This is a genomic window from Streptomyces sp. ME19-01-6, assembly GCF_033793745.1.
GTDB lineage: Bacteria > Actinomycetota > Actinomycetes > Streptomycetales > Streptomycetaceae > Streptomyces.
In genome coordinates this window covers 618,354-644,404 of the sequence record NZ_JARAXF010000003.1, presented here as the reverse complement: position 1 = coordinate 644,404, position 26,051 = coordinate 618,354, and the positions used below count along the sequence as shown (strand labels likewise).

The 26,051-nt window shown below is 72.4% G+C and carries 28 protein-coding genes and 2 pseudogenes; 16 read left to right on the top strand and 14 right to left on the bottom strand.

Annotated elements, in window-relative coordinates; genetic code table 11:
* Nucleotides 1–50: 50 nt before the first annotated feature.
* A complete protein-coding gene (locus PV419_RS09570; protein WP_415925278.1) occupies nucleotides 51–1,049 on the top strand; it encodes a GlxA family transcriptional regulator in 999 nt (332 codons plus the stop codon).
* Between the two features lie 58 nt (nucleotides 1,050–1,107).
* Here the strand turns inward: PV419_RS09570 and PV419_RS09565 are convergent, their stop codons facing one another.
* On the bottom strand, nucleotides 1,108–1,620 hold the full coding sequence (locus PV419_RS09565) for an O-acetyl-ADP-ribose deacetylase (protein ID WP_319687425.1): 513 nt from the start codon (nucleotides 1,618–1,620) through the stop codon (nucleotides 1,108–1,110).
* A 58-nt stretch (nucleotides 1,621–1,678) separates the two neighbouring features.
* Nucleotides 1,679–3,124, bottom strand: a complete 1,446-nt coding sequence (locus PV419_RS09560; RefSeq protein WP_319687424.1) for an amidase — start codon at nucleotides 3,122–3,124, stop codon at nucleotides 1,679–1,681.
* Between the two features lie 103 nt (nucleotides 3,125–3,227).
* Here PV419_RS09560 and PV419_RS09555 point away from each other — a divergent pair, with 103 nt between their 5' ends.
* Nucleotides 3,228–3,848, top strand: coding sequence for a TetR/AcrR family transcriptional regulator (locus tag PV419_RS09555; protein ID WP_319687423.1), 621 nt, complete (start codon nucleotides 3,228–3,230; stop codon nucleotides 3,846–3,848).
* On the opposite strand, the gene PV419_RS09550 is transcribed toward PV419_RS09555, so the two are convergent.
* From PV419_RS09550 to PV419_RS09540, 4 genes are all read right to left on the bottom strand, one after another.
* Nucleotides 3,838–4,317, bottom strand: coding sequence for a nuclear transport factor 2 family protein (locus PV419_RS09550; RefSeq protein ID WP_319687421.1), 480 nt, complete (start codon nucleotides 4,315–4,317; stop codon nucleotides 3,838–3,840). The two genes, PV419_RS09555 and PV419_RS09550, sit on opposite strands and share 11 nt — an antisense overlap.
* Nucleotides 4,318–4,404: 87 nt before the next feature.
* Entirely contained in the window at nucleotides 4,405–5,034 is a 630-nt protein-coding gene (locus PV419_RS09545; protein WP_415925265.1) for a serine hydrolase domain-containing protein, read from the bottom strand.
* Nucleotides 4,932–5,534 (bottom strand): serine hydrolase, encoded by a 603-nt coding sequence (locus PV419_RS53225; RefSeq protein WP_415925264.1) that lies wholly within the window; start codon nucleotides 5,532–5,534, stop codon nucleotides 4,932–4,934. Before PV419_RS53225 ends, PV419_RS09545 begins: the two co-directional genes overlap by 103 nt.
* Before the next feature lie 34 nt (nucleotides 5,535–5,568).
* Complete coding sequence (locus PV419_RS09540) at nucleotides 5,569–6,222, bottom strand: class I SAM-dependent methyltransferase (protein ID WP_319687420.1); 654 nt, start codon at nucleotides 6,220–6,222, stop codon at nucleotides 5,569–5,571.
* Between the two features lie 88 nt (nucleotides 6,223–6,310).
* On the opposite strand from PV419_RS09540, the gene PV419_RS09535 reads away from it, so the two are divergent.
* Nucleotides 6,311–6,940 (top strand): flavin reductase family protein, encoded by a 630-nt coding sequence (locus tag PV419_RS09535; protein ID WP_319687419.1) that lies wholly within the window; start codon nucleotides 6,311–6,313, stop codon nucleotides 6,938–6,940.
* Nucleotides 6,941–7,101: 161 nt separating this feature from the next.
* Nucleotides 7,102–7,527, top strand: coding sequence for a hypothetical protein (locus PV419_RS09530; RefSeq protein WP_319687418.1), 426 nt, complete (start codon nucleotides 7,102–7,104; stop codon nucleotides 7,525–7,527).
* Here the strand turns inward: PV419_RS09530 and PV419_RS09525 are convergent.
* Nucleotides 7,517–7,927: a hypothetical protein gene (locus PV419_RS09525; RefSeq protein WP_319687417.1), complete on the bottom strand. Its 411-nt coding sequence runs from the start codon at nucleotides 7,925–7,927 to the stop codon at nucleotides 7,517–7,519. The genes PV419_RS09530 and PV419_RS09525 overlap by 11 nt on opposite strands.
* Before the next feature lie 93 nt (nucleotides 7,928–8,020).
* On the opposite strand from PV419_RS09525, the gene PV419_RS09520 reads away from it, so the two are divergent.
* On the top strand, nucleotides 8,021–8,512 hold the full coding sequence (locus PV419_RS09520; RefSeq protein WP_319687416.1) for a GNAT family N-acetyltransferase: 492 nt from the start codon (nucleotides 8,021–8,023) through the stop codon (nucleotides 8,510–8,512).
* Between the two features lie 60 nt (nucleotides 8,513–8,572).
* Here PV419_RS09520 and PV419_RS09515 read toward each other — a convergent pair whose 3' ends face one another.
* Genes PV419_RS09515 through PV419_RS09505 form a run of 3 tightly spaced genes read right to left on the bottom strand, consistent with a single transcriptional unit; the run spans nucleotide 8,573 to nucleotide 9,850 of the window.
* On the bottom strand, nucleotides 8,573–9,217 hold the full coding sequence (locus tag PV419_RS09515) for an alpha/beta hydrolase (protein ID WP_415925277.1): 645 nt from the start codon (nucleotides 9,215–9,217) through the stop codon (nucleotides 8,573–8,575).
* Nucleotides 9,154–9,609 carry an alpha/beta hydrolase gene (locus PV419_RS09510; RefSeq protein WP_319687414.1) on the bottom strand — a complete coding sequence of 152 codons (456 nt, stop codon included), beginning with the start codon at nucleotides 9,607–9,609 and terminating at the stop codon, nucleotides 9,154–9,156. Before PV419_RS09510 ends, PV419_RS09515 begins: the two co-directional genes overlap by 64 nt.
* Nucleotides 9,602–9,850: a hypothetical protein gene (locus tag PV419_RS09505; protein ID WP_319687413.1), complete on the bottom strand. Its 249-nt coding sequence runs from the start codon at nucleotides 9,848–9,850 to the stop codon at nucleotides 9,602–9,604. The genes PV419_RS09510 and PV419_RS09505 overlap by 8 nt, the downstream gene beginning before the upstream one ends.
* A gap of 105 nt (nucleotides 9,851–9,955) precedes the next feature.
* Between PV419_RS09505 and PV419_RS09500 the strand changes: the two genes are divergently transcribed.
* Complete coding sequence (locus PV419_RS09500) at nucleotides 9,956–10,555, top strand: TetR/AcrR family transcriptional regulator (RefSeq protein WP_319687412.1); 600 nt, start codon at nucleotides 9,956–9,958, stop codon at nucleotides 10,553–10,555.
* A gap of 32 nt (nucleotides 10,556–10,587) precedes the next feature.
* Here PV419_RS09500 and PV419_RS09495 read toward each other — a convergent pair whose 3' ends face one another.
* Nucleotides 10,588–11,799 carry a pyridoxal phosphate-dependent aminotransferase gene (locus PV419_RS09495; RefSeq protein WP_319687574.1) on the bottom strand — a complete coding sequence of 404 codons (1,212 nt, stop codon included), beginning with the start codon at nucleotides 11,797–11,799 and terminating at the stop codon, nucleotides 10,588–10,590.
* 232 nt (nucleotides 11,800–12,031) lie between these two features.
* Between PV419_RS09495 and PV419_RS09490 the strand changes: the two genes are divergently transcribed.
* The 6 genes from PV419_RS09490 to PV419_RS09465 all read left to right on the top strand — a co-directional run bounded on the left by PV419_RS09490 (nucleotide 12,032) and on the right by PV419_RS09465 (nucleotide 20,102).
* Nucleotides 12,032–13,648: an ABC transporter substrate-binding protein gene (locus PV419_RS09490; protein WP_319687411.1), complete on the top strand. Its 1,617-nt coding sequence runs from the start codon at nucleotides 12,032–12,034 to the stop codon at nucleotides 13,646–13,648.
* Nucleotides 13,649–13,653: 5 nt separating this feature from the next.
* Entirely contained in the window at nucleotides 13,654–14,613 is a 960-nt protein-coding gene (locus PV419_RS09485; protein ID WP_319687573.1) for an ABC transporter permease, read from the top strand.
* Nucleotides 14,610–15,527 carry an ABC transporter permease gene (locus PV419_RS09480; RefSeq protein ID WP_319687409.1) on the top strand — a complete coding sequence of 306 codons (918 nt, stop codon included), beginning with the start codon at nucleotides 14,610–14,612 and terminating at the stop codon, nucleotides 15,525–15,527. Before PV419_RS09485 ends, PV419_RS09480 begins: the two co-directional genes overlap by 4 nt.
* Nucleotides 15,527–17,332 carry an ABC transporter ATP-binding protein gene (locus PV419_RS09475; protein WP_319687407.1) on the top strand — a complete coding sequence of 602 codons (1,806 nt, stop codon included), beginning with the start codon at nucleotides 15,527–15,529 and terminating at the stop codon, nucleotides 17,330–17,332. Before PV419_RS09480 ends, PV419_RS09475 begins: the two co-directional genes overlap by 1 nt.
* Before the next feature lie 68 nt (nucleotides 17,333–17,400).
* A complete protein-coding gene (locus tag PV419_RS09470) occupies nucleotides 17,401–19,416 on the top strand; it encodes a CocE/NonD family hydrolase (RefSeq protein WP_319687406.1) in 2,016 nt (671 codons plus the stop codon).
* The gene (locus tag PV419_RS09465; RefSeq protein ID WP_319687405.1) at nucleotides 19,413–20,102 is read left to right on the top strand and encodes a TetR/AcrR family transcriptional regulator; all 690 of its coding nucleotides are present in this window, start codon (nucleotides 19,413–19,415) and stop codon (nucleotides 20,100–20,102) included. Before PV419_RS09470 ends, PV419_RS09465 begins: the two co-directional genes overlap by 4 nt.
* Before the next feature lie 113 nt (nucleotides 20,103–20,215).
* Here PV419_RS09465 and PV419_RS09460 read toward each other — a convergent pair whose 3' ends face one another.
* From PV419_RS09460 to PV419_RS09450, 3 genes and pseudogenes are all read right to left on the bottom strand, one after another.
* Nucleotides 20,216–20,908, bottom strand: coding sequence for an RNA-guided endonuclease TnpB family protein (locus PV419_RS09460; RefSeq protein ID WP_319687404.1), 693 nt, complete (start codon nucleotides 20,906–20,908; stop codon nucleotides 20,216–20,218).
* Between the two features lie 412 nt (nucleotides 20,909–21,320).
* A pseudogene (locus PV419_RS09455) lies at nucleotides 21,321–21,380 on the bottom strand (helix-turn-helix domain-containing protein); the annotation flags it as partial.
* Between the two features lie 148 nt (nucleotides 21,381–21,528).
* A complete protein-coding gene (locus PV419_RS09450; RefSeq protein WP_319687403.1) occupies nucleotides 21,529–22,827 on the bottom strand; it encodes an amino acid deaminase in 1,299 nt (432 codons plus the stop codon).
* A 137-nt stretch (nucleotides 22,828–22,964) separates the two neighbouring features.
* Between PV419_RS09450 and PV419_RS09445 the strand changes: the two genes are divergently transcribed.
* The 4 genes and pseudogenes from PV419_RS09445 to PV419_RS09430 all read left to right on the top strand — a co-directional run.
* Nucleotides 22,965–24,029: a sugar kinase gene (locus PV419_RS09445; RefSeq protein WP_319687402.1), complete on the top strand. Its 1,065-nt coding sequence runs from the start codon at nucleotides 22,965–22,967 to the stop codon at nucleotides 24,027–24,029.
* Entirely contained in the window at nucleotides 24,026–24,799 is a 774-nt protein-coding gene (locus tag PV419_RS09440) for an IclR family transcriptional regulator (RefSeq protein ID WP_319687400.1), read from the top strand. Before PV419_RS09445 ends, PV419_RS09440 begins: the two co-directional genes overlap by 4 nt.
* Before the next feature lie 39 nt (nucleotides 24,800–24,838).
* Entirely contained in the window at nucleotides 24,839–25,252 is a 414-nt protein-coding gene (locus PV419_RS09435; RefSeq protein WP_319687399.1) for a RidA family protein, read from the top strand.
* 203 nt (nucleotides 25,253–25,455) lie between these two features.
* A pseudogene (locus PV419_RS09430) lies at nucleotides 25,456–26,022 on the top strand (DUF401 family protein); the annotation flags it as partial.
* Nucleotides 26,023–26,051 lie beyond the last annotated feature (29 nt).

Sequence of the window (26,051 nt, the reverse complement as noted above, 5' to 3'; positions counted from 1 at the left end):
CACCAAATTCCTGCCATACGCTGCGGGGCATGAGCGCTGGTTCCGTGGCCGTGGTCGTGACCGAGGAGATCGGACTCCCCTCCTGGGATCTGTATGAGCTGAGCATCCCCTGCACCGTCTTCGGGAAGGCCCAGCCCGACCTGGCCGACTCCTGGTACGACCTGCGGCTGTGCGGCACCGGAGCGGCCGAGGGGGCGCGGGACGCCGACCCCCTCGGCACCGGGCTCGCACTGCGGACCCGCTACGGGCTCGACGACCTCGTCGGCGCCGACACGGTCATCGTGCCCTCGGTGCCCGACCCCTGCGTCGAGGAGGGCAGGCCGCTGTCCGAGGCGCTGATCACGGCCCTGCGCCGCGCCCACGACGCGGGCGCCCGCATGGTCTCCCTGTGCACCGGCGCCTTCGCGCTCGCCGAGGCCGGACTGCTCGACGGGCGGCGCGCCACGGCCCATTGGCTGCACACCGCCCAACTCGCCGAGCGCTACCCGAAGGTGCGGGTCGACGACTCGGTGCTGTACGTGGACGACGGCGACGTACTGACCAGCGCGGGCCTGACCGCCGGGCTCGACCTCTGCCTCCACCTGGTGCGCCGCGACCTCGGCGCCCACGTCGCCAACCAACTGGCCCGCCGCATGGTGGTGCCCGCCCACCGGCCCGGCGGTCAGGCGCAGTTCATCGACCTGTCCGTGCCCGCGACCGACGACGACGCGCTGGCCCCCGTGCTGGACTGGGCCCGGTCCCGCCTGGACCAGCCGCTGACGGTGCGCGAGCTGGCGCGCCGCGCCGCGATGAGCCCCCGCACGTTCTACCGGCGGCTCCAGGAGGCCACGGGGACGACCCCGCTGCAGTGGCTGCTCACCCAGCGGCTGGGACGGGCCCAGTCCCTGCTGGAGTCGACCGACCTCCCCGTCGAGAAGATCGGCGAACTCAGCGGGCTGGGCACGGCCAATAACCTGCGCCACCACTTTCTCCGGCACATCGGGGTGTCGCCGAGTGAGTACCGGCGGGCCTTTCCCCGGTCGGTTCCCGAGTCCCGGCCACTGGCATGAGTCCGGTGAGCGACGACACGTCCTTCGCGAAGGGGGCACGGCCCCGGCCCGGCCTCCGTCAGCTGACCTGCCCGGCGAACGCCGCGTACGCGGGCTCGTCGAAGAGGACGAACCGGACCTCCTCGACAGCCGTGGCCGTGGCCCGCACCGTCTCGACGGCGATGCGGGCGGCGTCCTCCATCGGCCACTGGTAGACGCCGGTGGAGATGGCGGGGAACGCGACAGTACGGGCGCCGAGTCCGTCCGCGACCCCCAGCGACTCGCGGTAGCAGGAGGCGAGGAGGCCCGAGCGGTCCTCCGTGGCGGACCACACGGGCCCCACGGTGTGGATGACCCACTCGGCGTGCAGCCGCCCCGCGGTGGTGGCCACGGCCCGCCCGGTCGGCAGCCCCTTGCCGTAGTGGGACGCGCGCAGCGCCCGGCACGCCTCCAGGATCTCGGGGCCGCCCCGGCGGTGGATGGCGCCGTCGACGCCTCCGCCGCCGAGGAGGGAGGAGTTCGCGGCGTTGACGATGGCGTCGGCGTGCTGGTCGGTGATGTCGCCGCGGACGAGGGCGATGACGATGCTCATGGGCCCATTGTGGAGCCGTCGGCAACCGGTCCTTGGCCAACGCTGCCGTAGCCGCGCCCTACCGTGCGGCAGCAGGGGCTGCGGTACGCGGGCCGCGTGGGTCGATCGGTGTGAGCGCTCCGAGGCGGTCCTCGATTTCCTGGGCGGCGGCCAGGCACAGGTCCTCCCGGAACGCGCGCCCGACGATCTGCACACCGGACGGCAGCCCATCGGCCAATCCGGTCGGTACGGCCACCCCGGGCACGCCCATGAAGCTGGTCACCGAGCACAGGCGCATCCCCGCCCCGACCCGTCGCCGTCCTGCCCTGTCGCGTGATTCCAGGCCCGGCTCGACGGGCGGCTCGGTGAACACCGGCCCCAGCAGCAGCGGGTACTCGTCGAGGAACTCCGCCCAGGAGCGGCGGATGTTGAGCCAGGCGCCCATGAGCACCATGAACTCCTCGGCGGTCGCGGGCGGGGTCTGCTCCATGGTCATCTCGATGTAGCGATCTCCCCCTTCGCCGAGCAGTTTCCGCACGGCCGGCCAGGTCGGGGCGAACTCGGTCACGGTGATCCGGTTGTAGGCCTCCAGCGCCTCGTCCAACCTCGGAACGTCCGCCACCTCCCGCACGTCGTACCCGGCGTCGCGCAGCGCGTCGGCCGCGGTCGCGACGGCCCCGCGCACCGTGGGGTGGACGCCGTGGCCGCCGGGGTCGGCGACGACCGCGACCTTCATCGGCCCAGGCAGCCGCTCACCGTATACGGGTACGGGCACGGCCCTCGGGTCCCGCGGATCGGTCCCGGCCAGCGCCTCGTACGCCAGCCGCAGGTCGGCGACGCCGCGTGCCAGGGGCCCGTCGGTGACCAGCAGTTGGGAGGCGGGGCCGGGGTCGTCCGGGCCGAGGACGCGGTGGTCGGCGGGAAACCGCCCGGTGGTCGGCTTCAGCCCCGCCACACCGCAGAACGAGGCCGGGATCCGTACCGACCCGCCGGAGTCGTTGCCGAGTCCGAGCGCGGCCATACCGGTGGCGACGGCCACCCCGTCGCCGCCGCTGCTGCCTCCCGGGGTCCGGCTCGGGTCCCACGGGTTGACGGTGTCGCCGAACAACTCGCTACGGGTGTGCATCCCGGCCAGGATCAGGGTGGGTATGTTGCTGTGCCCGATCGGTATGGCTCCCGCCGCACGCAGCCGCGCCACTGGCGGCGCGTCGGCCGGCGCCACCAGTTCGCGGAAGCGCGCGGACCCGAACGTGGTCGGCACGCCTTCGACGGCGGTGGTCTCCTTCACGGTGAACGGCACGCCGGCCAGAGGACCCGGATTCTCGCCCGCGGCCCGCCGGCGGTCCGTCTGCGCCGCGGCCTCCCGGGCGCGCTCGGCCAACAGCTGTGTGACCGCGTTCACCCGTGGGTTGGCCTCGGCGATGCGGTCCAGATGGCTGTCGACCAGTTCCACGGCCGAGATGTGTCCGTCGCGAACCGCCTCTGCCTGGGCGGCGGCTGACATCTTCCACAGGGCGTTCTGCACAACCCCTGCCCTTCCCCTGTACGTTCCGATGCGCTTGCATCGGAACCGTAGCCTAGAATCGATGCAAGCGCATCGGAAAAGGAGACGGAGGAGACGACCGGGCATGCCAAGGCAGGTGGACCACGAGGGCCGACGCCGCAGGATCGCCGAGGCCATCTGCCTCATCGCCGACGAACGCGGGCTGGAGGGCGTGACCCTGCGCGACGTCGCCGCCGTGGCGCAGGTCTCCATGGGGGCTGTTCAGCGCTGCTTCCGCAGCAAGGACGAGATGCTCCTGTTCGCCGTCGGCCACGTCGGCGAACGGATCACCGAACGCGTGCGGGCCCGGCTGAGCGGCGGCCCGGCCCAGCCGCCCGCCACGGCCCTGGGCCATGCGGCCACCGAGGTCGCCCTGCTCCGCGAGGAACACCGCGCGGAGGCGCGGGTCTGGCTCGCCTTCGTCGCCCAGGCCGCCGTCAGCGAGCCGCTCGCCGACACCCTGAGGATCAGTTACGCGGCTCTCCAGGACCTCTTCGCCCGCCTCATCGCAGAGGCCGCCAAGAGCGCCCCCGCCGGCGAAGACACCGCGCCACCCGAACCACGGCGCGAGGCCCGGGCCCTGCTCGCCCTCGCGGACGGCCTCACCAGCCACGTGCTCATCGGCCACCTCACCTCCGAGGAGGCCGATGAGGTCCTGCACACGCACCTGGCCGGTCTCTGGGAACGCCTTGACGCTACGCGCTGACGCGCTCCGTGGGGCCGCCGAAGGGCAGGAACGTGGACCGGGTGGCGAGCAGCCAGACGCCGTTCTCCTGGCGGAACGTGTCCTCGTAGTGCCCCACGTTCGCGGGCAGACGGGGCGGCAGCATGCCCCCGGTGTAGCCGTCGACGCGGTACGTCGCGAAGTAGGACGTGGCGGCGGCCGTCGTCGGGGAATCCACGGTGACCAGGATGTTCGTACACATCCGCCGCGACAGCCGGTCGGCCGGCCGCGACCCGAAGTAGTCCCGCAGCGCCCCGCGTCCCTCGATCCGGCGGGCGCCCTGCGGCCACTCCCACGCGCCGTCGGGCGTGAACAGCTCCGCCACGGTGCTGGGGTCCCCGAGGTCGAGACGGCGGAGGAACTCGACGATCAGCCGCTCGCAGGCGCGCTCGGCGAGCAGGCGGGCCAGGGGGTCCAGGGCGCTGGGCTCGGCTTCGGTTTCGGTGGACATCTCCACTTCTTAGCAGCGGTACGGGTGGTGTCGCGACGGCTTTTCGGCGCGTGCGCGCCATTGCGGCGAACACGGGAGCCCGCCGCCTCACGCGAGGGGCGGGCCTGGTCGGACCGCCTGCGACACCGCGGCGAGGAGGGTCTCGACTTCGGTGCCCCAGCGGGAGCTGATGACCAGGTCGCGGGACGGATCGACCCACAGCAGGTGGCCGCCGCCGTTGCCGCGGGCGCAGCGTCCGGCCGCCGGGGCCGTCGGCCATACGGTCTGGTGGTCATTGAGCCACCAGGACAGGCCGTAATTGGGCTTGTGCCGGCACGGGGTCCACATGTGCTCGATCCAGCGGGCGGAGAGGACCTGCCTGTGGCCCCATTGGCCGCCGCGCAGGCACAGGTGGCCGAGGCGGGCCAGGTCGAGCGCGCTGATCCACAGCCCTCCACCCCAGTGGGCGCCGCCGGAGACCACCGGCACACGGGAGCCGCCGACGTCCGTGAAGGAGTTGGCGTAGCCGTGCCAGGACCAGGACGACGAGGCGCCGATCGGCGCCATGACGCGCTCCCGCAGGACGTCCGGCAGCGGTTGGCGGAGCAGGGTGGTGAGCGCCAGGGCGGTGAGGTTCACGCGGACGTCGTTGTACGCCCAGCCCTCGCCGGGCGGCCCGCCGGCCGACTCGGTGCCCCCCGCGTGCTTTGCGCGTCGACCGACGTCGGCTTGGACCATAGCTCGCCCTCCCACTGGCTCGTCTGGTCCAGCAGGTGGCGCCAGGTGATGGCCCGTCCATGGGCATCGGCGAACTGCGGCAGCGCGACGCGGACGGAGACCGGCTCGTCGAGGACCAGCATCCCGTCGTCGTGGGCGATGCCGGCCACCAGGGCCAGCACGCTCTTCGTCGCGCTGTACGCCATCTCGACGCGCGTCGGGTCACCCCAGGACGCGATGACCGTGCCGCGCCGGACGATGACGCCGCTCGCGCCCTGGCCGTCCAGCAGCGGGCCGATGACCTCCCGGTGGGAGTCGTCGGCCACCTGGGCGGCGAGATACGACGCCATGTCCTCGACGCCGGGCACGGGGCGCCCGGCCTGCCGCCGGGCAGCCTGTGCCACGGCCTCCGCGTCCACGCCCTCCCAGGGATCCGCGGCGCCGACGATGGCGTCGTCGGCTTCGGCCCTCGCGAGCAGCAGTTCTCCCACGCGACCCCGTTCTTCGGCGCTGAACGTCACACGACTCCCTTTCCGACACTCGAATCGGCCTGGTTCAGGCGCGGGCGATCAGGGCGTACCGTTCATCGCTCACCGGTCCGCCCCACAGCTCGTCGTTGCTGCTGAGGTCCTCGACGCGCAGCTCGGTGACGAGCGGGTGGACGGCGGCCGTCAGGGCTTCGGCGGTGATCCCCTGGTGCCAGGGCAGGGTGTCGGCGCTGGCCACGTACGGCACGCCGCTCTGCCCGGCCTCGCGCCACCGTCCTTCGACCAGCACGAGGGTGCCGCCGGGGCGCAGTCGCGCGGTCCACTGGCGCAGGGCCGCGTGCGGGTCGGGCAGGGTCCACAGCAGGTGTCGGCAGAGCAGGGCGTCGAAGCGGTCTTCACCGGTGGGTGGTTGGGCGGCGTCCCCGACGAGGAAGGTGCCCGTGAAACCGGCGGCGGTGAGCTTGGCGTGGGCCTGCTCGACCATGCGGGGTGAGAGGTCCACGCCGGTGACGTGGTGTCCGGCCGCTGCCAGCAGGTGCGCGAGCGAGCCGGTGCCGCAGCCCACGTCCAGCACGCGGGCCGGGACGGGCGGCATCCAGCGGTCCAGGAGGCGGGCCCACGCCTGGCGGGTGTGCCCGGCCCGCAGGCCGTGATCGGGTTCGTCGTCGAAGTCGGCCGCGGCGGTGTCCCAGTAGGCGGCGATGGCAGCAGGATCCGTCATGGCGCGATCGTGTCAGCCGCCTCTGACAGCGTCCGGAGAACGGGCGCTTCGGCGACCGCCGAAACGTCCGGATCCTAGGGTCCGAGCCATGACCCACATAGTGATCGAGCCGAGCATCTTGTACTTCGGGACACCCGTCGTGCTCCTGTCGACGGAGAATGAGGACGGCTCGTTCAATCTCGCCCCGATCTCCTCCGCGTGGGCGCTTGGGCAGACGGTGGTGCTCGGGCTGGGGCGGGATGGCCAGACGGCGCTGAACCTGCGCGGCCGGCCCGATGTTGTGATCAATCTGCCCGCCCCGGCCCAGTGGCGGACGGTGGAGCGGCTGGCGCCGTTGACCGGGCGGAGTCCGGTGCCGGCGACCAAGGCGAAGGGGTGCCGGTTCGAGGCGGACAAGTTCGGGGCGGCGGGGCTGCGTGAGGAGCCGTCACGTGTGGTTCGGCCGCCGCGGGTCGCCGAGTGCCCCATCCAGTTGGAGGCCCGTGCCGAGCGGGTGCGGCCGGACGTCTCCGGAGGATTCGTCATCGTCGAGGCCGTCGTACGGAAGGTCCACGCCGACCCTCGTATCGTCGTGGACGGCACGGACCACATCGATCCCGCTGCCTGGAGCCCGCTCCTCTACAACTTCCGTCACTACTTCGGACTCGGGCCGGAGTTGGGCCACTCCTACCGCACCGAGACTCCCCGCACCGACACCCCGCGGCGGCCAGAGCACTGAGCGCGTCCGTCGGGTGCGGTGGGGGCCTGGCGGATGCCAGTCGCACGCATCCGGGTGATTCGCACCCGGCCGGGACCGGTCCCGGCCGGGGTGCGGGACGGTCGGGGAGGTGCCGGGGGTCCGCCTCGGCCGTGGGGCGCGGCGTGGGAAAGGTGAGATCTGTGGCGGCTCAGGTCCTGGAGCGCATGCCGGGCAGGGTCAAGTTCGCCGTGGCGGGCGTCTGGGCCCAGGCCGTGGTCAACTTCTTCGCCGGGTCTTCGCTGCTGTCCGAGGTGGACAGCCGACTCGCCCACGGCCAGGAGGTCGCGGAGCCCGGTCTGGCGCGGGGTCTCGCGTACTTCTCCATCGCCGCGGCGGTCCTGCTGGCCGTCTCCAATGTCTTCGCGCAGAAGCGGCTCGGGTGGGTGTGGACCGTGATCGTCATCGTCGAGACGCTGGCCGTGGTGGGCGCGTTGCTCGGGATCCTGTGCGTATGGCTGGGGCTCGCGGACGTGAGTGAGACATCCATGCTCATCAGCCTCGTTCTCCCCCTTGCGATCGGCGGGGCGCTGATCACCAGGCCGGGGCAGGACTGGTTCAGCCGCTGATGCCGAGGGCCGCTGCGTGGGTCTCCAGGTGCTCGGCCGCCAGGGCGGTGGCGGCCGAGTCGTCGCGGGAGGTGGCGACGACCAGGGCGCGGCCGGCCAGGGTGTGGGCGCGCTGGTGGAGGGCGGTGATGTGGGCCGGGGTGGTGGTGGTCGTGGTGGGGGCGGCACGGAAGGGGGAGCGGCCGTCGCGGAGGCGGGTGATCTGGTCGGTGAGGCGCTGGGCGGCGGTGTCCAGGCCGGGGGCGGGGGTGAGGGCGCGCAGCTCGTCGGTCACGGTCAGCAGCGCGGTGAGATGGCCCGCCAGCTGGATGTCCAGCTCCTCCTCGCGCGAGCGGTGGGGGAAGTCGAGCCTGGGCTCGGCCATGGTGTGGACCGACTTGGTGCGGATCGGCTCGTACATGGGTGGCCTCCAAGGGATCTCAGGAGGCCATCCTAACTTAGACTCTGTCTAAAGTTGAGCTCTTGCTAAGGATGGGACGGGAGGATTCGTCGCGTGATCGAGTCGATCGGGTCGATCGAGTTGAAGGCGTTGACGCCGGACGACTGGGCCGTCTGGCGGGAGCTGCGGCTCACCGCGCTCGCGGAGGCGCCGGACGCGTTCGGGTCCCGGCTCGCGGACTGGCAGGGCGACGGCGACCGCGAGGAGCGGTGGCGCGCCCGCCTGGGGATCCCCGGCTCGTACAACGTCGTGGCCGTGGTCGACGGGAAGGGGGCCGGGATGGCCGGCGGGGTGCGCGGCCCCTGCGACTGCGTCGTCGAGTTGATCTCGATGTGGGTGAGCGCGGCCGCGCGCGGGCGCGGAGTCGCCGACCGGTTGGTGCTCGCCGTGGAGGAGTGGGGCCTGCGGGCGGGGGCCGGGGTGCTGCGGCTCGATGTGGTGCCGGGCAACGCGCGCGCCATCGCCTTCTATCGGCGCAGGGGGTTCGTGGAGGTCGGGGCGGCGCAGGGGGAGCTGGTGATGGAGAAGGTGCTCCGATCTCGCTGAGCCGCGCGGCGGCGCGGGCCTGAAGCCCGGCCTGGCCGGCCGGACTTCAGGCCGGGGTGGTCAGGCCGGCCGGGCTGATCGGGTCAGGCTGCCGAGGGTCGCGGCCAGGTGGCGGGGGTCCTGCGGGCCTATGTGGGGCGCCTCGACGGAGCGGACGTCGAAACGGTTGCCGGGAGTGGCCCGGTCCGCCTCTTTGATCATGCGGTTCTGTAGGGGCAGGGGGATCGCCCGATCACTGGTGAAGCGGACGTAGGTGCGCGGGATCCTGCCCCAGGTCGCCGGCGTGCCACGGGCGTCGGCGGTGGCGACCGCGTTCGACTCGTCCGGCTCGAAGATGTTGAGGGCGGCCAGGAACGCCGCGTCGTCGTAGTCCGCCGCCAGCGCGCGCTTGGCCGTGGCGATGAACTCGGGGTCCGCCGAGCGCCAGTTGGTGCGGCCGACGCCGAGCCGCTCGGAGTCGCCCGCGCTGGGAATCGTGGGAAGCAGCGTCGTCGCCGCCTCGGGCGTGGTGAACCAGTCCAGGGCGCTGCGGCGCCGGACGCAGCAGAACGCCGACAGGTAGACCAGTCGGGCGATCAGGTCGGGCACCTGGTTGCCGACCCGGGTGATCGTGCCGCCTCCCATGCTGTGGCCGACGAGGATCACCGGACCCTGCGCCGCGAGGCGGCGCACGATGCCCGCGACATGGTGGGCGTTGTCGGCCAGCGTTGTCTTGGCCAGTACGGGGGAGGGGCGTCCGCGAAGGCGGCGAGGTCCTGTGGCGCCTGATAGGAGAGCGGGAAGTTCGCCTCCGGCTCATGGCCGGGGAGGTCCACCGCCACCGCCCGGTGGCCCGCCAGGGTGAGGGCGGTGACCAGTGGGGCGAATGAGGCGGCGTTTTCGTTGGCGCCGTGGACGAGCACGAAGGTCGGCCGGGGTGCGCCCGGCCGGCCCGTCGCTCGGGCGTCCGACGTGCACCCTGTCAGCGCGGCCGCTCCGCCGGCGCCGACCGCCGCCAGGGCGGCTGCCCGGAGCATGCCCCGGCGGCCGGTCCCGGTGGATCCCGCGCGCCGCTCGGCGGAACGGCCGGGGTCCGGGGTGTTCGCGGGCTCAGGCACGGGCGGGCCTCCTCCCGGCGCGGTGGACCACAGCCCAGACCAGCAGCGCCAGGCCGGCGGCGCCGACCACGAAGTCGGTCCACGACGGCAGTCCCGCCGCCCGGAGCAGTCCGGCCACACCGAACCCCGTGTCCCACAGAGCCTCGGTGGCAGCAGTCCCGAAGCCCTGGACGAACAGCACCGCACCGAGTATCCAGCGGGTGCTCTGCCCGCTCGTGTCCTGACGTCGACTCGTCGCCATGCGACCTCCTACAGCCTTGCGCGTCGGTGTTTTCAATACGAGCGTATCAATACGCTCGTATCGCGAACCTAGCAGAGGTGAACGCATTGCTTAAACTCGGGTGTCATGCCGAGACAGGTGGATCACGAAGGCCGGCGGAGGCGGATCGCCCAAGCGGTCTTCGGCCTCATCAGCGAGCGCGGCATCGAGGGCGCGTCCATACGTGACGCCGCACAGTGGGCGGGTGTTTCCGTGGGTGCCGTGCAGCGATGCTTCTCCACCAAGGAGGAGATGATCGTCTTCGTCCTGGAACACATGAATCAGCGGGTCACCGAACGCGTCCAGGCGAAGATCTCCGATGCCGCGGATCCGGAATCAGCCCTGACGATGCTGGAACAGACCCTCATCGGGATCGTGCCGGTCGACGAGGAGGCCCTCGCCGAGACACGGGTCTGGCTGGCCTTCACTGCCCAGGCCGCCATCGACCCCAAGCTGGCGGCCGTGCAGCGTGACCAGTACGCGGGCCTGGCGGAACTCTTCGCCCTGCTGATCCGGGTGGCTCAGGGGCATGGTCGCGTACGGCCGGACATCGACGCCGAACGGGAAGCGGAGTCGCTGATCACTTTCACCGACGGGCTCAATGTGCAGATCCTGATCGGGCGACAGACAGCGGACGCCGCGCTGGCCGCCCTGGAACAGCGGATCTCCGCGCTCAGGGCAGGCTGAGCGCGGAGCGGGTCAGGGCCGGCTGTCGCGGGTCAGGGCTGGCTGTAGCCGTCCAGGAACGTGCCGATCCGCGTCACCGCGTCCGCCAGGTCCTTCTTCGCCGGGAGCGTCACGATCCGGAAGTGATCCGGCTCCGGCCAGTTGAAGCCCGTGCCGTGCACGATCATGATCTTCTCGGTGCGCAGCAGGTCCAGGACCATCTGCCGGTCGTCCTTGATCTTGTAGACCGTGGGGTCGAGCCGGGGGAACGCGTACAGCGCGCCCTTCGGCTTGACGCAGGTCACGCCCGGGATCTGGGTCAGCAGATCGTACGCCGTGTCGCGCTGCTCCAGCAGCCGGCCGCCGGGCAGCACCAGGTCCTTGATGGACTGGCGGCCGCCGAGGGCCGCGGCCACCGCGTGCTGGGCGGGCATGTTGGCGCACAGCCGCATGTTGGCCAGGATGGTCAGGCCCTCGAGGTAGCTGGCGGCGTGGGCCTTGGGGCCACAGACCGCGAGCCAGCCGCTGCGGTAGCCCGCGACGCGGTAGGCCTTGGAGAGCCCGTTGAAGGTCAGGGTCAGCAGGTCGGGGGCGACGGCGGCGGTGGGGGTGTGGGTGGCGCCGTCGTAGAGGATCTTGTCGTAGATCTCGTCGGAGCAGACGACCAGGTTGTGGCGGCGGGCGAGCTCCGTGAGGCTCCGCAGCATCTCCTCGTCGTAGACCGCGCCCGTCGGGTTGTTGGGGTTGATGATGACCAGGGCCTTGGTGCGGTCGGTGACCTTGCGCTCGATGTCGGCGATGTCGGGCATCCAGTCCGACTGCTCGTCGCAGCGGTAGTGCACGGCGGTGCCGCCGGCGAGCGAGACCGCGGCGGTCCACAGCGGGTAGTCGGGGGAGGGGACCAGGACCTCGTCCCCGTCGTCGAGGAGGCCCTGCATCGCCATCTGGATCAGCTCGGAGACGCCGTTGCCGAGGTATACGTCCTCGACGTCCAGGTCGATGCCCTTGGTCTGGTAGTGCTGCATCACCGCGCGCCGGGCGGACAGCAGCCCCTTGGCGTCGCCGTATCCGTGAGCCCCGCCGAGGTTGCGGAGCATGTCCTCCAGGATCTCCGGCGGGCACTCGAAGCCGAAGGTCGCGGGGTTGCCGGTGTTGAGCTTGAGGATGCGGTGACCGGCCGCCTCCAGCCGCATCGCCTCCTCGAGTACCGGACCCCGGATCTCGTAGCAGACGTTGGCGAGCTTCGTGGACTGGATCACCTGCATGTCGGCCACCTTACGGCGGTGTAACCAGGACCGCTCGGTGTTCTTCGCCACGTCGACGGTGTAAGGGGGCGTCTCGGGGCGGATGGGACGGCGGCGCGCGCCCGGTAACGAGTCGGTTTCCCGAGCTGATTTCCGCGTCCGGAGGGTTGGCCCGGGCGGGACGTATGACTATCGTTCACGCACTTCAAAGAATCGTTCCGCTGAACGAATAGCGGAGAAGGGTGGCCGGCCCATGTCCGACACCTCACCCCGACACGCCCCGGGGGCGGCCGGGATACCGCGCCGGTCGCTGCTCGCCGGCGCGGCGGCGAGCGGCGCCGCGCTCGGCGCGTCTTGGCTGCTCAGCGGCTGCTCGGGCGCGGCCTCCGCGTCCCCGGCCGACGCCCTCCCCAGTGCCGGGCCCACCGGCCGCCCCGACCGCGGCGGCACCCTGCGGATCGCCCGGCCGCCCGCCTCCGACGCCGAGACCCTGGACCCGGCGAGCTCCCTGTCCGCTTACGAATACCTGGGCGCCCTCTACAACCGGCTGGTGCGGATCGGCCCCGACGGTGCCCTCGCCCCCGACCTCGCCGAGTCCTGGGAGCCCGACGGCAAGGCCCGCACCTGGACGTTCCGGCTGCGCCGCGGCGTCACCTTCCACGACGGCCGCGCCTTCACCTCCGCCGACGCCGCCTACACCCTGCGCCACATCCTCGACGTCAAGACCGCCTCCCCCCAGGCCGGCGTGCTGGCTCCGCTGATCGACCCCAAGAAGCTCCGTACCCCGGACGCGCACACCCTCGTCGTCCCGCTGAAGACCCCGAACGCCGAGTTCCCCAGCCTGCTCACGCACTACAACTGCTACGTCATCCCCGACGGCAGCGCCGCCGCGATCGGCCGCACCGGCATCGGCACCGGCCCCTTCAAGCTGGTCTCCTTCACCGCCGCCGGGCCCGGCCGGATCGCCGCGTACGCGGACCACTGGGCCGGCCGGCCCGTCCTGGACGCCATCGACTTCTACTCCGTCGCCGATATGCAGGCCCGCTCCAACGCCCTGCTCGCCGGCCAGGTCGATCTGCTCTCCCAGACCAACCTGGACTTCGCCACCGCCCGCGTCGTCGCCAACTCGGCCCGCGCCACCGTCGCCCGGGCGAAGAACGCCCAGTGGTACGTGCTGCCGATGCTCACCACCGAGAAGCCCTTCACGGACGTACGGGTGCGGCAGGCGATGAAGCTCGCCTACGACCCCGAGCACGTCCTGAAGGTCGCCCTCCAGGGCGCGGGCACCGCCGGGTGGGACAACCCCGTACCGCCCAGCGACCCGGGCCACCTGGCCACCCACCCGGCCCACGACCCCGAAAAGGCCCGCCACCTGCTGAAGCAGGCGGGGTACGAGCGGCTGGCGGTCGACCTCTACACCTCCTCCTACGACCCGATCTTCACGCCCATGGCCCTCGCCTATCAGGAGTCCGCGGCGCGGGCCGGCATCCGGATCCGGGTCAGGACGGCCGCCGCCGACTCGTACTACACCCAGATCTGGATGAAGAAGCCGCTCATGGCCACCTACTGGTACACCGGCCGCCCCATCGACCAGCTCCTCAACCAGGTCTTCCGGGGCGGCTCCTCGTACAACGAGACCGCCTGGGCCGACAAGGACTTCGACGCAGCTTTGGACCGGGCGCGCCGCGAGACCGACGACGGGCGGCGCCGCGAGCTCTACCGGCAGGCGCAGGCCGCGGTGGTCGAGCGGGGCGGGGCGATCACCCCGATGTTCGCCGACCGGCTCGTCGGCATCTCCCGCACGGTGCGCGGCTACGCGGAGCACGGCTTCGAGTTCGACTACCTCGGCATCGGCCTGAAGGGGGCGTGAGGACCGTGCTCACCTTCGTCGTACGCCGTGTCGTCGCCGCGCTCGGCACGCTGCTGCTCTCCTCCGTCCTGGTCTTCCTCGCCGTCCAGTCCCTGCCCGGCGACGTCGCCACCCAGGTGCTCGGCAAGGACGCCACCCCCTCCGCCGTCGCCGCGCTGCGCGACAAGCTCCACCTCGACCAGCCCGCGTGGGAGCGCTACGCCGAGTGGGTGAAGGGCGCGCTCCACGGCGACTTCGGCACCTCGCTCGTCAACGCCAAGCCGGTGGGCGGCGAGGTCGGCCAGTACCTCGGCAACTCCGCGCTGATCGCCGTCGTCACCGTCCTCTTCGCGGTCACCGGCTCGCTGGTGCTGGGCGTCGTCGCCGGCCTCTACCGCGACCGCTGGCCCGACCACCTCATCTCCACGGTCAGCCTGATCGGGATGAGCGTCCCCGAGTTCGTGGTGGCCACCGTGCTGGTGCTGCTCTTCTCCATCGCCGTCCCCGTCCTGCCCGCCGTGGTGCTCTACGGGCCCGACGCGAGCGTCGGCCAGCTGCTCCCGGCCGTCTGGCTGCCCGCCGCCTCGCTCGCGATCGTGATGGCCGCGTACATCGTGCGGATGGCCCGCACCTCGGTCATCGACGTCATGGCCGGCGAGTACGTCACCACCGCCCGGCTCAAGGGGCTGTCCACCTGGCGCGTGGTCACCCGCCACGCCCTGCCCGGCGCGCTGCTGCCCACCCTGCACGTCATCGCCCTCAATGTGGCGTGGCTGGTCGGCGGCGTGGCCGTCGTCGAGAACGTCTTCAACTACCCGGGCATCGGCAAGCTGATGCTCTCCTCCGTGCAGAACCGCGACCTGCCGGTCATCCAGGCCATCGCCCTGATCAGCGCGGTCGTCTACGTCTGCTGCAACCTGGCCGCCGACCTCGGCGCCATGGCCCTCAACCCCAAGCTCAGGACCCGAGGAGGGCGGACCCGATGAGCTCCCTGAAGACTCCCGAGGCGGCCATGGCCGCTGCCGGGCCGGCCGCCGGACCGCCCGTACGGCCCGGCTTCGCCGCCCGCACCTGGCGCACCATACGCTCCTCCCGCGCCGCCGCCATCGGCCTCGCGATCGTCGCCGTCCATGTCCTGATCGCCCTGCTCGCCCCCGCGCTGACCTCGCACGAGCCGACGGTGAACGACGCCTCGCACGCCCTGCTGGGCCCCGGCGCGGACCACTGGGCGGGCACCGACAGTTACGGCCGCGATGTGCTGGCCCGGGTGCTGTACGGCGGGCGGTACGCGCTCGGCGTCTCGGTCGCCGCGACCGTGCTGACCCTCGCCCTCGGCACCGTCCTCGGCTGCGCGGCCGCGCTGCGCGGCGGCTGGCTGGACGACGCGCTGATGCGGGTGCTGGACGCCGTGCTGTCCATCCCCTCGATCCTCGCCCTGCTGGTCGTCGTCACCGCGCTCGGCACCGGCCCCGCGGTCATCGTGCTCGCCATCGCCGTCGTCTACGTACCGCAGGTCGTCCGGGTCGTCCGGGGTGCCGCGCTGGCCGTCGTCCCCGCCGACTACGTCACCGCCGCCCGCGCGCGCGGCGAGCGGACCTGGTCGATCCTGTGGCGCGAGGTGCTGCCCAACATCACCGACGTGGTGTGCGTGGAGTTCGCGATGCGCGCGTCGTGGGTGGTGCTGCTGATCAGCTCCCTGTCCTTCCTCGGCTTCGGTGCCAACCCGCCCACCCCCGACTGGGGGCTGATGGTCGCCGAGAACCGCACCGCCATCACCGTCGTGCCGATGGCGAGCCTGGCGCCGATCATCGCCCTGGCCACGCTCGTGGTCGGGCTCAACCTCGCGGCCGACGGCCTGTCCAAGGCGTGGGGCGTGGACCGGATCCGGGAGGGCTCCTGATGACCGCCATTGTCTCCGTGGAGGGCCTGAGCGTCGCCTACCGCTCCAGGGGCCGGGACATCCCCGTCGTCCACGAGGTCGGCTTCGAGCTGTGCCCCGGCGAGACCCTCGCCCTCGTCGGCGAGTCCGGCAGCGGCAAGTCGACCGTCGCCGCCACCCTGCTCGGGCATCTGCGGCACGGCTCGCGGATCACCGCGGGCGCGGTGCGGGTCTGTGGCAAGGACGTCTTCGCCCTCCCGGCCAAGGAGCTGCGGCGGCTGCGCGGCGGCACGGTCGCCATGGTCGCGCAGAACGCCGGGCACGCGCTGACCCCCTCCATGCGGGTCGGCCGACAGATCGCGGAGGCCCTGCGCGGCGACGCGGCGGCCGACCCCGCCGCCGTCACCGACCTCCTCGACCAGGTCCGCCTCCCGCGCCCCGCCGAACTCGCCCGCCGCTACCCGCACGAACTCTCCGGCGGCCAGCAGCAGCGCGTCGCGATCGCCATGGCCATCGCCGCCCGCCCCAAGGTCCTCGTCCTCGACGAACCCACCACCGGCCTCGACGTCATCACCCAGCGCGGCGTCCTGGACCTGCTCGCCGCGCTGCGCGACGAACTCGGCCTCGCCGCCGTCCTGGTCAGCCACGACCTGGGCGTCGTCGCCCACATGGCCGACCAGGTCGCGGTGTTGCGTGCGGGCCGGGTCGTGGAGGCCGCGCCCACCCGCCGCCTCTTCGCCGCGCCCGCCGACCCGTACACCCGGCGGCTGCTGGCCAGCGTCCCGCGCCTGACGGACGCCGGGCTCGCCCTCGTCACCGAGGACGGCACCCGCGAGATCCGGCCGAGGGCCGAGGTGCCCGCCGACGCCCCGGAGGCGGTCGCCGTCCGCGACGTCACCATCGACTACGGCGCGAGCCGCGCGGTCCACGGCGTGTCGTTCCGGGTGCGGCGCGGCGAGGTGCTGGCGCTGGTCGGCGAGTCGGGCAGCGGCAAGTCCACGCTGGCGTGGTCGCTGGCGGGGCTGCGGGCGCCGTCGGGAGGCGAGATGACGGCGACGGGCGATGCCGTCGGCGCATCGCCCCCGGACGACGACCTGGCCCGCCCGGCGCGGCGGCGGCCGCTGTCCCTGCGGCGGAAGGTCCAGCTCGTCTTCCAGAACGCCGACACGTCCCTGAACCCCCGGCGTTCGGTGGGCGACGCGGTCCGGCGGCCGCTGCGCTTCTTCGGCACGGCCCCCTCCCGTACACAGGCCGCCGCCCGCGCCCGGCAGCTCATCGCCGACGTACGCCTGGACCCGGCCCTCGCCGACCGGCTGCCCGCGCAGCTCTCGGGCGGACAGCGGCAGCGGATCGGGATCGCGCGGGCGCTGGCCGGCGAGCCGGACGTACTGATCGCCGACGAGATCACCACCGCGCTCGACGTCTCCGTCCAGGCCGAGGTGCTGCGCCTGCTGGACGACCTGCGGCGTGAGCGCGCGCTCGCGTGTCTGTTCATCAGCCACGACCTGGCCGTGGTGCGGGGGATCGCCGACCGGGTCGTCGTGCTGCGGCACGGGGTGGTGGTCGAAGAGGGCCCGACGGAGGCGGTCTTCGCCGCCCCCGGCCACCCGTACACGCGCCGCCTCATGGCCGCGGCGCTGGACCCGGACGGGGACGCGCACACGGACGTGGGGCCGGCTGACGACTGGCAGGACGCCGCGGAGCCGGACGACACATGGACCGACCTGGGCGCCGGCCACCGCATCCGCCGCTGGCGCCCGGCGGCCCCTGACTATGCGCGGCGGTCCCTCGGCCTGCCGCCCAGGACGGGCGCAACCATCAATTGAGCAACCCCCACCGAGGCCAACCAGGTCCGCGAGAGCGGCGCCGGTTTAGGCGCAAAAGAGGAGCGAAGTTGAGGTACCGCGAGCAGTTCGACCGCGAGGTCCAGGCGGAGGACGTCTGGATCCCCACCCGGGACGGCACCCGGCTGCACGCGCGCATCTGGCGACCTGCCGACACCGCCGCCGTCGCGGACCCCGTTCCCGCGCTGCTGGAGTACCTGCCGTACCGCAAGAGCGACTGGACCGCCCCGCGCGACGCGCAGCGCCACCCCTGGTACGCCGGACACGGCTACGCCTCCGTCCGGGTCGATCTGCGCGGCAGCGGGGACTCGGAGGGTGTGATGCTCGACGAGTACACCGAGACCGAACTCGCCGACGGGGTCGATGTCGTGGAGTGGCTGGCCGCGCAGCCGTGGTGCACGGGCAAGGTCGGCATGTTCGGCATCTCGTGGGGCGGGTTCAACTCCCTCCAGATCGCCGCCCTGCGCCCCGAGCCGCTGAAGGCGATCGTCACCGTCTGCTCGACCGACGACCGTTACGACAACGACGTCCACTACACCGGCGGCGCCGTCCTCGGCATCGACATGCTCGCCTGGGCCGGCACCATGCTCGCGTTCACGGCCCGCCCGCCGGACCCGGCAAACGTGGGCGAGGACCGGTGGCTGCCCATGTGGCGGGAGCGGCTGGAGGCGCTGGAGCCGTATCTGCACACCTGGCTGGCGCACCAGGAGCGGGACGGCTACTGGCGGCACGGCAGCGTCTGCGAGGACTACGGCGCCATCGACGCGGCGGTCCTCGCGGTGGGCGGCTGGGCCGACCCGTACCGGGACACCGTGCCGCGGCTGGTCGAGCACCTCGACGCGCCCGTACGGGGGCTGATCGGGCCCTGGTCGCACCAGTACCCCGACCGGGGCCTGCCGCCGGGCCCCGCGATCGGCTTTCTGCAGGAGACGCTGCGCTGGTGGGACCACTGGCTCAAGGGTGTGGAGACAGGGGTGATGGACGAGCCGGCCCTGCGCTCCTGGATCAACGACCCGGTCCCGCCCGCGACCCACTACCCCACCATGCCCGGCCGCTGGGTCGCCGACGACGCCTGGCCCACCCCGGCCGTCACCTGGGACGAGCGACCGCTGGGCGGCGACGGCGCGGAGCCGGTGACCGTGCGCTCCCCGCTGCACACCGGCATCGACGCGGGCCGCTTCTTCCCCTTCGGCAACGCCACCGACCTGCCGCCCGACCAGCGCGAGGAGGACGGCCGCTCGGTCTGCTTCGACTCCGCGCCGCTCACGACGCGCGTGGAGATCCTGGGCCGCCCGTGCGTCCGGCTGCGCCTGGACAGCGCCACACCGCGCGCGCATGTCATCGCGCGCATCTGCGACATCGCCCCGGACGGCTCCTCGACCCTGGTCACCCGGGGCGTGCTCAACCTGCTGTCCCGGCACGGCCGGGACAAGGCGGTGGAGTGGGCGCCGGGGACGTACGAGGACGTGGAGTTCGAGCTGAACGCCATCGGGTACGCCTTCCCGCCCGGCCACCGCATCCGCGTCGCCGTCTGTGACCAGTACTGGCCGTGGGTCTGGCCGCACGGCGAGCGCGGCGCGCTGAGCGTGCGCCCCGCGGACAGCGCCGTACTCCTGCCCGTACGCGACCCGGGCGCAGACGCCGGCCGCCCGCCGGTCACCTTCGAGGAGCCGGAGCAGGCCCCGCCGCTCCCGGTGACCACCGAGCCGCCCGCCAGGCCCCGGCCCGAGCGGGTGGTACGGCACGACGTCGCGACCGGGGGATGGACCCTGGAGGTGGATCCCAACTACGGGGGCTCCCGCACCTACCCCGACGGCCTGCGGTACGAGGAGAGCGCACTGGAGACCTACCGGATCCGCGGCGGCGACCCGCTGTCGGCCGTGGCAAGCTCCCAGTGGACCATCCGGCTGCGGCGCGGCGACTGGGACGCAAGCGTGGTCACCAGCACCGAACTCCGCGCGACGGCCACGGAATTCATCATGGACAGCAGCCTCGAAGCACGCGCGAACGGAGAGACAGTGGCCAAGCGCACCTGGCACCACACCACCCCCAGGACCTCGGCATGACGTCGTCCGCGGCCGAGCGCCCCGAGGGCGCCGAACGAGCCGCGCGCCCCAAGGCCGCCCGGCGGGCCGTCGCCGCCTCCGAGCGCACCCGGCAGCCCACCGAGGTGCGCCGCCGCCTGATCGTGGAGGCCGCCGTACCGCTCATCGTGGAGCGCGGTTCGGCGGCGGTGGGCGTGCGACATGTGGCGGCCGCGGCGGGGGTCTCGGTCGGCACGGTCACTTACCACTTCGAGAGCGTCCAGGAAGTCCTCTCCGAGGCGATGGTGTTGCACATCGAGCGCTACTACGCGGCGCTCAGCGAGGCCGCCGCCCGGGCCACCAGCGGCGCCGAGGGGCTGCGGCTGCTCATCGACGCGCTGTTCACCGACGACACCGACCGGCACTGGCGGATGTGGTTCGACTACTGGCACGCGGGCGACCGCGACCAGGCGTTCGTCCGCGGCCAGGCCGAGCGCTATGAGAGCTGGCACGGCGAGATCCGCTCCCTGGTCGCACGGGGCCTGGCCGAGGGCGACTTCCGCTGCGCCGACCCGGCCGACTTCGCCGTCCGCTTCGCCGCCCTCGCGGACGGCCTGGCCCTGCAGCGGCTGCGCCAGGCCCCGCCGCTGACCACGCAGGCCGCCCGGCGGCACCTGTACCGGCTGGTGGAGGTGGAGCTGGGGACGGGGCACGATGGCAGCAGTTGATATGGCGTGGTGCGGCCGACTTCGGTGCGCCGCACCGATGTCGAGGTGATGTCGGCGCCCTCGGCGAGGCGCGGGTACAGCGCGTAGTGGTGGTGCGGGCAGTATTGACGTCCTCACCCGCGTGATCGTGGGTGATTCCCGCCTGCCCTGCCGCGTGCAGCGGCGGGGCTTCGGGCGGGTTCCTGGTTCGACGAGCGCTGCCCCGGCGTGCGGGGTCTGAGGTGCTCTCCACAGGCGTTTTGACGCTCCGCCTCGCGCCGCGTTTCAGCGGCGCGTTTCCGTCCAGCGGCGCGCATGTTGGCCTCGGCGTTCTCGTCCCGGTCATGGCGGGTTCCGCATCCTGTGCAGGTCCAGGTACGGATGTGGAGCTGTTCGCGGCCCTTGGGACCAGTGAGGGATCCGCACCTCGAGTTGGAGCACAGCTGGGTGGAGGGGAACCACCGGTCGACCTTAATGAACGTCCGCCCGTACCGTGTGCGCTTGGCTTCAAGGGTGCGGAGGAAGGTGCCGAGGGACTGGTCGTGGACGCTCTTGCCGAGCCTGCCTCGCCGGGTGGCCATGCGCTTCAGGTTCAGGTCCTCCACATAGACCGCTTGGCTCTCGCGGACGATGCGGGTGGTCTCCTGCTCGATGAAGTCGCGTCGCTGGTCGGCGATGCGGGCATGGATTCTGGCGACGGCCCGCTTGGCCTTGCGCCGGTTGTTCGATCCTTTCTGTTTGCGGGATAGGGCACGCTGGGCGCGCTTGACTTTGCGTTCCTGGTGGCGGAAGAACTTCGGAGAGGCGATCTTCCGGCCGCGCAGCACGGCGTAGGAGGACGGTCACGGACGAGGGGGCGGAGGGCAGTTGGCGGGACCAGCGCACCTGGAGGTCGCCGATCTTTGGCAGCCTCAGCTTCCGGCCTTCGGTGATGCACCAGCGGGCGTTCGTGGTGAACCGGACCGCCTGCCGGGCGGTCTTCTTTTTCATCTTCGGCGGTCCCATCGCCGGGCCCTTGCGGGTGCCGTTCTTCGAGGCGAAGAAGTTGCTGTACGCGGCCTCCAGGTCGCGCAGGGACTGCTGGAGCACCACGGCTGACACCTCGCGGAGCCAGGCGCGCTCGGGGGTCTTCTTGGCGTCCGTGATGACCCGTTTGGACAGCTCGGCCGCCTTCGAACGCGGAAGACCTTTGGCATAGGCATCGCGACGGAGACGGAGGGCGTCATTCCATACAACGCGGGCGCACCCGAACGCGTTCGCCAGCTTGTCGCGCTGAGAAGCGCTCGGGTACACACGCATGTAACCAAATGCGACATGAAGTTTTCACCGACGCACATCAGCCGAGCTCGGGGAATTCAACGGCGAAGTTGACCATGTGCGTGCCCGGACGGGCTGGCGAGCCAATCCCGCGATTGAGGAACGCGGTTTGGGGTGGAGTCACGGCGGATCAGAAGAACGTGCGGATGTAGTCCGTGACCGTGCCGTCCGCCTCGGCGACCGGGATCAGCTGCCACTTGTCGAAGCTCGTGCAGGGGTGGGAGAGGCCGAGGCCCACCCAGTCGCCGACTTCCAGGTGTGTGCCCTGCTCGACCGCGAGCCAGGTGTGCTGGTCGGACAGGCGGGTGACGGTGAGGCCGGTGGCGGGGCGCTCGGTGCCGTCCGGGGAGCGGATGAGCTGGGGTTGGGGCAGGTCGAGGTCGTAGGCCGCGTCGCGCTTGCCCGCGTTGAGGAAGGCCTGGCCCGGTTCGGGGCGGGAGACGACCTGGGCCCAGAGGCGGAAGGCGGGGTGCAGGGCGCCCTCGTCGGGGACGCGGTTGAAGGGGGTGATGTGGCGGTAGTGGCCGTCGTCGTGGGAGACGTACGCGCCGGAGCGCAGCAGCTTCAGGACCGGGCCCGACAGCTTCGGTAGCTGGGCGAAGACGTCCGAGACCGCGTCGAACCACGCGCTGCCGCCCGCGCTGACCACGATCTCGTCCGCGTCCGCGAACCGGCCCTCGCCGTCGAAGGCGACGGCCAGCGCGGTGAGCCGGCGCAGCCACGCCCGTACCCGCTCGCCGTCCGGCTTCGGTACCTCGCCCTCGTAGCCGGCGACGCCGACGAGGCGGAGGGTGTCGGTGGCGGCCACCGCGTCGGCGACGGCCGTGCAGTCGGCCTCCGTACGGGCGCCGGTGCGGGCGCCGGGGCCCGCACCGAGTTCGACGACGACGTCGAGGGGGCGGCGGGCGCCGGCCTCCCGCAGGGCCGCGTCCATCAGCTCGACGCCGCGCGGGGAGTCGACGTACGCGATGAAGCGGAAGCCGGGGTCGGAGTCCAGCTCGCGGGCGAGCCAGCCGAGGGCGGTGGCGTCCACGACCTCGTTGGCGAGGAAAATCCGCTGGATGCCGAAGGCGCGGTAGGTGCGCACATGGGTGGGGACGGCGGCGGTGATGCCCCAGGCGCCGTGGGCGAGTTGGCGCTCGAAGAGCTGGGGGGCGAGGGAGGTCTTGCCGTGCGGGGCGAAGGCCAGTTGGTGGGTGGCGGAGTAGCGCTCCATGACGGCGAGGTTGTGCTCCAGGGCCTCGGCGGACAGCACCAGGACGGGGGTGGTGAAGCCGCCGGTGAACAGGGAGCGGCGCTCGGCGGCCAGCTCGCCGACGGTGCGGCCTTCGGCGTCCGGGGGCAGGCCCTTGAAGCGGTGGTCGACGCGTTCACGGGCGAGGCGTCCGACGGGTGAGTCGGGCGTGTCGGCGGCGTGGTCGGCGGCCATGGAGCCTCCCGTGAGGATTTATGTTGCAGTATGTGCAACGCTCATTGCGTATGGCGCTTACGGCTGTCTAGCATCCCGCCAAGCACCCGGTCAACGGTGCGCGTCACCCCCCAGCACAGCAAGGAGTGAGCCCCACCGTGTCCGCAGCCCTCCATGTCGACGTCGTGTGTCTCGGCGAGTCGATGGTCACCTTCCGGCCGTCCAAGCCGGGCCGGCTCGCCGATGTGCCAACGTTCTCGCGGGGGATCGGCGGCGCGGAGTCCAACGTCGCCTGCGGGCTCGCGCGCGGCGGGCACACCGCCCGGTGGATCAGCCGCGTCGGCGGGGACGGCTTCGGGGACCACCTCGTCGCGGAGATCGCCGCCGCAGGCGTGGATGTCTCATACGTCCAGCGCGACCCCGACCGCCCCACCGGCATCTACTTCCGCACGGCGGGGGAGCGGGCGCTCGTCGAGGGGGACGAAGGCGAAGGGGCGCAGCCGCTCTCCGAGGTCGTCTACTACCGGGCCGGGTCCGCCGCCTCGGCCATGTCCCCGGGCCTGGTGCCCCGGCAGTGGGCGTGGTCGGGCCGCGTCCTCCACCTCACCGGGATCACCCCGGCCCTCTCCGCCGACTGCCACACCCTGATGCGGGAGCTCACCGCCCCCGCCCCGGGCCGCCCCCTCGTCTCGTTCGACGTCAACTACCGCACGGCGCTGTGGCGCGGCGGCGGCGCGGAGTGTCTTCTGGACCTCGCCCGCGGCTGCGACCTCGTCTTCGTCGGCGACGACGAGGCCGAGGCCGCCTGGGGGCTGCGCGGCGCGGACGCGGTCCGGGCGGCCCTGCCCGAGCCGGCGGTGGTGGTGGTGAAGCAGGGCAGCGCGGGCGCCACGGCGTACGCCCGGCAGCCGGACGGCGGCGACGCGGTCACCTTCGAACCGGCCCTGGACGTCGACGTGGTCGCGTCCGTCGGCGCGGGTGACGCCTTCGCCGCCGGGTTTCTGTCCGGCACCCTGCGCGGGCTGCCCGTCGCCGATCGGCTGCGCCACGGCCACCTGATGGCCGCCGCCGCCCTCACCGTCCCCGGCGACCTCGGCGCCCCGCCCTCGCGCGAGCGCGCCGACCACCTGGTCGCCCTCGACCCCGGCGCGTGGGGCACACTGCGGTTCGGCCCCGGCTGGACGGACGCCGGGACCGTATGCGCGGAGGTACCCAACCCATGAGCCAGACCGTCGACCGAGCGCTGACCATCCTGCCGCTGCTGGCGGAGGGCCCGGCCAACCTGGAGCAGGTGGCCACGCGGCTCGGCGTGCACAAGTCGACCGCGCTGCGGCTGCTGCGCACCCTGCGCGAGCACGGCATGGTCTACCGGCAGCAGGACCAGCGCTACCGGCTCGGCGCCCGTCTCTTCGCGCTCGCGCAGCAGGCGGTGGAGAACCTGGACGTGCGCGAGATCGCCCACCCGTATCTGGTCGAGCTCAACGGGCGGTGCGGGCACACCGTCCACCTCGCCGTGTACGAGGAGAACGAGGTGCTCTACATCGACAAGGTGGAGAGCCGCTACCCGGTCCGGATGTACTCGCGGATCGGTAAGCCCGTCGCCATCACCGTCGCCGCGGTCGCCAAGCTGCTGCTGGCCGATCTGCCCGAGGCGGAGCGGCGCGCGGTGGCCGAGAGGCTTCAGTACCCCGCTTACACCCCGCGCTCCACCCCGAACTCCGCCGCCTTCCTGAAGGAGTTGGCGACCGTACGGGAGCAGGGCTGGGCCACTGATCTCGGCGGCCACGAGGAGTCGATCAACTGCGTCGGGGCACCCATCAGGGGTGCGGACGGGAGGGTCGTCGCCGCGTGTTCGGTCTCCGCGCCGAGTGTCGTGGTCTCGGCCGACGAACTGCTCGCGCTGCTGCCGCTGGTGCGCCGTACCGCGGACGCGATCAGCCGCGAGTACTCCGGAAGCGCCCCGCCGGACGAGCCGGCCCCCGCAGACAAGTAGAAGACAAGTAACCGACAGCTGAACCAAGGAAGCCACCCCATGAGCGAGCAGCTCCAGAAGACCGCGATCACCCCGGACACCCACACCACGCCGCCCGCCAAGTTCTCGCACGGCGTCAAGAAGGGCAACATCCTCCAGGTCGCCGGACAGGTCGGCTTCGGCCCGGCGGTCCCGGGCCAGGCGCCCGCCCCCGTCGGGCCGACGCTGCGCGAGCAGAGCCTGCAGACCCTGCGCAATGTGCAGGCCGTCCTGGAGACGGGCGGGGCGAGCTGGGAGGACGCGGTGATGGTGCGTGTCTACCTCACCGACACCGCCCACTTCGCCGAGTTCAACGAGATCTACAACGAGTTCTTCGCGGACCTGAAGGAGGCCCCGTCGGCCCGTACGACCGTCTACGTCGGCCTTCCCGCCGGGCTGCTCGTCGAGATCGACGCGCTCGCCGTCCTCGGCTGACGACCGGCTGCTCCCCCTCGTGTGGCGGGCGGGCCGGCCCTCCCGCCACCCCGCCCGCCACCGGCCCCGTCCCCGACCGCCCGTCACCCCGCCCGCCACCGCGGCCCCGCCTGACCGCCCGCCGCCCCACCGTGGCCGGAATCCAGCGCTCTGAACCTCCGCACCCGCACCCCCAGTCCCCCCGCGCGGCCCCCCGCCGCGCGGCGGTGATCGAGTTCTTCGGCCACCCCTTCGTGGCGCTGACCATCGCCCTGCTGCTGGCCTACTACCTGCTGGGCATCCGGCGCGGCTGGTCCCGCAAGTCCCTGGAGACCGTCTCCACCGCCTCCCTCAAGCCGATCGGCAACATCCTGCTGGTCGTGGGCGCGGGCGGCGTCTTCGGCGCGGTGCTCAAGGGCAGCGGGGTGGCCCAGGCGCTGGCCGACGCCTTCGACAGCGCGGGCCTGCCGGTCATCCTGCTGGCCTGGCTGATCTCGGTGGTGCTGCGCGTCGCGCAGGGCTCGGCGACGGTCGCGATCGTCACCACGGCGGGGATCGTCTCCCCGATGCTGACCGAGGGCCACTACTCGCAGGCGCATCTGGCGCTGGTCATCATGGCCATCTCGGCGGGCTCGATCTTCGCCTCGCACGTCAACGACGGTGGGTTCTGGATGGTCGCGAAGTACTTCGGCATCTCCGAGCGGGACACGCTCAAGTCGTGGACCGTGCTGGAGTCGGTGCTGTCGGTCGCGGGCTTTGTGGTCGCGGGGCTGCTGAGCCTGGTGATCTAGGGCGTGGCCGGCAGGTCGCGAGGGGTTGT

Excerpts from the sequence above, each read along its gene's own strand:
- PV419_RS09565 (WP_319687425.1), bottom strand. The coding sequence starts at position 1,620 with ATGAGCATCGTCATCGCCCTCGTCCGCGGCGACATCACCGACCAGCAC.
- PV419_RS09555 (WP_319687423.1), top strand. The coding sequence starts at position 3,228 with ATGCCAAGGCAGGTGGACCACGAGGGCCGACGCCGCAGGATCGCCGAG.
- PV419_RS09550 (WP_319687421.1), bottom strand. The coding sequence starts at position 4,317 with ATGTCCACCGAAACCGAAGCCGAGCCCAGCGCCCTGGACCCCCTGGCC.
- PV419_RS09545 (WP_415925265.1), bottom strand. The coding sequence starts at position 5,034 with ATGGTCCAAGCCGACGTCGGTCGACGCGCAAAGCACGCGGGGGGCACC.
- PV419_RS09540 (WP_319687420.1), bottom strand. The coding sequence starts at position 6,222 with ATGACGGATCCTGCTGCCATCGCCGCCTACTGGGACACCGCCGCGGCC.
- PV419_RS09535 (WP_319687419.1), top strand. The coding sequence starts at position 6,311 with ATGACCCACATAGTGATCGAGCCGAGCATCTTGTACTTCGGGACACCC.
- PV419_RS09525 (WP_319687417.1), bottom strand. The coding sequence starts at position 7,927 with ATGTACGAGCCGATCCGCACCAAGTCGGTCCACACCATGGCCGAGCCC.
- PV419_RS09505 (WP_319687413.1), bottom strand. The coding sequence starts at position 9,850 with ATGGCGACGAGTCGACGTCAGGACACGAGCGGGCAGAGCACCCGCTGG.
- PV419_RS09500 (WP_319687412.1), top strand. The coding sequence starts at position 9,956 with ATGCCGAGACAGGTGGATCACGAAGGCCGGCGGAGGCGGATCGCCCAA.
- PV419_RS09495 (WP_319687574.1), bottom strand. The coding sequence starts at position 11,799 with ATGCAGGTGATCCAGTCCACGAAGCTCGCCAACGTCTGCTACGAGATC.
- PV419_RS09490 (WP_319687411.1), top strand. The coding sequence starts at position 12,032 with ATGTCCGACACCTCACCCCGACACGCCCCGGGGGCGGCCGGGATACCG.
- PV419_RS09480 (WP_319687409.1), top strand. The coding sequence starts at position 14,610 with ATGAGCTCCCTGAAGACTCCCGAGGCGGCCATGGCCGCTGCCGGGCCG.
- PV419_RS09475 (WP_319687407.1), top strand. The coding sequence starts at position 15,527 with ATGACCGCCATTGTCTCCGTGGAGGGCCTGAGCGTCGCCTACCGCTCC.
- PV419_RS09465 (WP_319687405.1), top strand. The coding sequence starts at position 19,413 with ATGACGTCGTCCGCGGCCGAGCGCCCCGAGGGCGCCGAACGAGCCGCG.
- PV419_RS09450 (WP_319687403.1), bottom strand. The coding sequence starts at position 22,827 with ATGGCCGCCGACCACGCCGCCGACACGCCCGACTCACCCGTCGGACGC.
- PV419_RS09440 (WP_319687400.1), top strand. The coding sequence starts at position 24,026 with ATGAGCCAGACCGTCGACCGAGCGCTGACCATCCTGCCGCTGCTGGCG.
- PV419_RS09435 (WP_319687399.1), top strand. The coding sequence starts at position 24,839 with ATGAGCGAGCAGCTCCAGAAGACCGCGATCACCCCGGACACCCACACC.